The sequence below is a fragment of the Lactobacillus sp. OTU4228 genome (assembly GCF_001006945.1).
Classification (GTDB): Bacteria; Bacillota; Bacilli; order Lactobacillales; family Lactobacillaceae; genus Lactobacillus; species Lactobacillus amylovorus.
This window is the reverse complement of record NZ_CDLD01000026.1, coordinates 1-3,743: the sequence shown is the minus strand read 5'-3', so window position 1 is coordinate 3,743 and position 3,743 is coordinate 1. Positions and strand designations below refer to the sequence as shown.

General features: G+C 36.5%; 3 protein-coding genes and 2 pseudogenes. All 5 read left to right on the top strand.

Annotated elements, in window-relative coordinates; translation table 11 throughout:
- The first annotated feature begins 150 nt into the window (after positions 1–150).
- Complete coding sequence (locus BN1206_RS05370; protein WP_052543027.1) at positions 151–1,275, top strand: THUMP domain-containing class I SAM-dependent RNA methyltransferase; 1,125 nt, start codon at positions 151–153, stop codon at positions 1,273–1,275.
- A 2-nt stretch (positions 1,276–1,277) separates the two neighbouring features.
- Complete coding sequence (locus tag BN1206_RS05365) at positions 1,278–2,510, top strand: metallophosphoesterase (RefSeq protein WP_013642008.1); 1,233 nt, start codon at positions 1,278–1,280, stop codon at positions 2,508–2,510.
- Between the two features lie 111 nt (positions 2,511–2,621).
- On the top strand, positions 2,622–2,951 hold the full coding sequence (locus BN1206_RS10350; protein ID WP_179943695.1) for a hypothetical protein: 330 nt from the start codon (positions 2,622–2,624) through the stop codon (positions 2,949–2,951).
- 4 nt (positions 2,952–2,955) lie between these two features.
- Positions 2,956–3,633: pseudogene (locus BN1206_RS05355) on the top strand (formate--tetrahydrofolate ligase); the annotation flags it as partial.
- Between the two features lie 2 nt (positions 3,634–3,635).
- Positions 3,636–3,743 (top strand): annotated as a pseudogene (locus tag BN1206_RS10345) (hypothetical protein); the annotation flags it as partial.

Sequence of the window (3,743 nt, the reverse complement as noted above, 5' to 3'; positions counted from 1 at the left end):
TCACTTGAATTTAAAGACAAGGCTCTTCCAGTTTTAGGATCAACTTTCGCAATGATGACGTTACCACGAATCTCAACTTTTCCATTTCTAGAAATAGCTGCGGCACCTTTCTTCTTGTTCTTTTGATAATAAATAAATGAAAGAGTAATAATGAAAGAATATCAACTTTACGCAACAATGGGCGCCGGTTTTGAAAGCGTCGTCAATAAAGAACTACAAGGCATGGGTTATAAGACTCGTGTTGAAAATGGTCGTGTATTTTTTAAGGGAACGCAAGAAGATATTGTTAAAACTAATTTATGGTTGAGAACTGCTGATAGAGTCAAGATCTTGCTTAAAGAGTTTAGAGCAACTGATTTTGATACTTTATTCAACGAAACATATGATTATGATTGGGCAGAATTGTTGCCAGTTGATGCTAAATTTCCTGTCCAAGGACGAGCAGTTAAGTCTAAGCTTCACTCAGAGCCAGATGTGCAATCAATTGTCAAAAAAGCGATTGTTAACAAAATGGTTGATCAATATCACCGACGCGGCTTTTTGCCAGAAAGTGGTAATGAATATCCTTTAGATGTGCATATTTACAAGAATATCGCTCGCTTATCATTAGACACCACCGGCGCAAGTTTATTTAAACGTGGTTATCGTGTTGAACACGGTGGCGCACCTTTAAAGGAAAACTTCGCGGCAGGTTTGTTAAGATTAACACCATATAATGGTACGCACCCATTGATTGATCCAATGACCGGTTCTGGTACTTTAGCAATTGAAGCAGCTTTAATCGCTAAGAACATTGCCCCAGGTACGTGGCGTAAGTTTGCTTTTGATGGTTTTGACTGGTTTGATGCTAATTTGCATAAAGCAGCTTTGGCTAAAGCTAAGACAGAAGTTAAGCCATTAGAAGCACCGATTTGGGCTAGTGATATTGACCAATCAGTGCTAGAAATTGCTAAATTAAATGCACATAATGCAGGGGTATTACAAGATATTCGTTTTAAGCAGGTTGCAGTAAAAGACTTTACTACTGATTTGGAAAACGGCATTATCATTGCCAACCCACCATATGGTAAGCGACTTAAGGATCGCGAATCAGCAGAAGAACTTTATAAGCAAATGGGAGAAGTATTGCGTCCATTAGATTCATTTAGTCAATACTACCTAACTGCTGACCCTAACTTTGAAAAGTGTTTTGGTGCAAAGGCTACAAAGAAGCGTAAGTTGTTCAACGGTAACTTAAGAGTAGATTTCTACCAATATTGGGCTAATAGAAGGTAAACATGATTACGAAAGATCTGAACACAGAATTTTGGGTAATTTCAGATACCCATTTGATTGCGGATAGTTTGCATGATGAAGGTCAAGCTTTCTCTCGTATGCAAAAAACGAGTCAAGGTAAGGATCTCTACTATCAAGAAACGGCTCTATCTGCTTTTATGCGTATGGCTCAAAGAAAGAATCCTGCTGCAATAATTGTGACAGGTGATTTAACTTTTAACGGGGAAAGAGTTTCCGCAGAAAGATTTGCAGAGATTTTTAAACCATTAAAAAAGACCAAGGTTTTAGTTTTACCTGGTAATCACGATATTTTTGACGGTTGGGCTAGAGAATTTCGTGGTAAAAAGCAATTTTATGCCGGTGAAATTAGTCCTATGTTCTGGCGTTCGATTTTCGATAAATCATATCGTGAAGCTACCGATGAAGATGACAGCTCTTTGGCATACAGTGTTCAATTAAATCCACAATATTTCTTAGTGTTAGCTGATTCTAATATTTATGGCAGAGAAGAGACAACGGAAGCTCCTCATACTCATGGAATGATTGGTAAACGGCAGTTAAAGTGGATAGAAAAGCAATTTCGTTATGCGCAAGAGCATAACTTGCGCCCTATTCTTTTCATGCACCATAATCTGTATGCCCACAATCCAGCAGTAAACAAAGGTTATGTAGTTGATGATGCAATTGAATTACGTCGTCTTTGTGCAAGATATAATGTCAAACTGGCTTTTTCAGGACATATTCATGCGCAAAATATTATGGGGCCTCAAGGCACGACGCCAACAACCGAAATTGTCACTTCTAGTTTTTGTTCTAACGACCAGGGATACGGAGTAGTGCGTGTGCATTCTCGTCATATTACTTATATTAGAAGAAACTTTGATATGACGCGGTACCTGACTGAAAAAGAAAAACAAGATTATACTTTGGTGCATTTCCATAAGTATTTAAAAAACTTGCAACTGGGAAGTATTTCCGCAGATATGATGCAAAGCGAATTGATTAAGTATCATGATGATATAGATTTGGTTCGAGAGATGGGAAAATTATTCGGTTGGATGAACTACCACTTCTTTAATGGACATAATCACTTAAAAGTCAGTGAGTTAAATAAAATTCATTCATCGGAGGCATATCAAACCCTGATTAAACACCATCCGGAGTTTCGACTTTATTTGGAAACCTTGTATGACACTAGTGACCACACTAATTTACAAGTAAAAATCAGATATTAAATAAAGAGAGTATGTTTTAAAACATACTCTCTTATTTTGGCTATATTTGTTACAATAAGAATAAATGATAAACAGGGCGTGATCTAAATTTTAAAATCTAAACAGCATTTGATATTTTTAGGGCTTGCTGGAATAATTTATTATTCATGGCTCTTAATTATTCTTTTTATAGCTATGATTCTTGGCTATGAGGGGAATAAGGCAATCAGTATTTCTGGAATAGTAGTTGGAATTATTTTTACAATCTTACTGATTTATACATGGGTATTTTCTTATGTAGCTAAAAGCAATGATCAATTTATCTTGAAATTGCCATATCGTACAAAAATGAAGGTCAACCAGCCTACTTTACGTGCTCAGTGGCGTATTTTTCAAATTTATCAGTTAAAGGGCGAAGTTCAAAACTATTCTATTTTAGTAATTTCAAGAAAGAAGAGATAACTTAATGAAGTCAGATATTGAAATCGCACAAGAAACAAATGAATTACCAATCAATGAAATTGCTGCTGAGGTTGATTTAAAGAAAGAAGATCTTGAACCATACGGTTACGATAAGGCTAAGATCAGTTGGTCAGCAATCAATCGAATTCGCCAAAATAAACACTTAGGTAAGTTGATTTTGGTAACTTCTATTTCTCCAACTCCAGCAGGAGAAGGAAAATCTACAATCACTATTGGCTTAGGAGACGCTATCAAGAATCAATTACATAAAAATACGATGATTGCATTGCGTGAACCTTCAATGGGTCCTGTTTTTGGTCTTAAAGGTGGTGCTACTGGTGGTGGTATGGCGCAAATTATTCCAATGGAAGACATCAATTTGCATTTTACTGGTGACATGCATGCCTTAACTGCCGCAATCGATACTTTAGCTGCCTTAGTTGATAACTATATTTACCAAGACAATAGCCTTGATATTGATCCTGATCGTATCTTGTTAAAACGTGGTCTTGATGTTAACGACCGTGCTTTGAGAAAAATTACTGTTGGTGAAGGCTCCAAATTTAATGGAGTTGAACACCAATCTAGTTTTGCAATTACTGTAGCTAATGAATTAATGGCTATTTTGTGTTTGGCAAATGATATTGATGATCTTAAAGCAAGAATAGGCGATATGCTTGTTGTGAAAAGAAGCTTGCTAACAAAGGCTTTGTTGACCACGCTCCAGAAGCAGTTGTTAACAAAGAAAAGGAAAAGAAGGCTGACTACGAAAGTCAATTAAGTGGCGTTCGT

Coding starts and splice junctions, on each gene's coding strand:
- BN1206_RS05370 (WP_052543027.1), top strand. CDS start 151: ATGAAAGAATATCAACTTTACGCAACAATGGGCGCCGGTTTTGAAAGC.
- BN1206_RS05365 (WP_013642008.1), top strand. CDS start 1,278: ATGATTACGAAAGATCTGAACACAGAATTTTGGGTAATTTCAGATACC.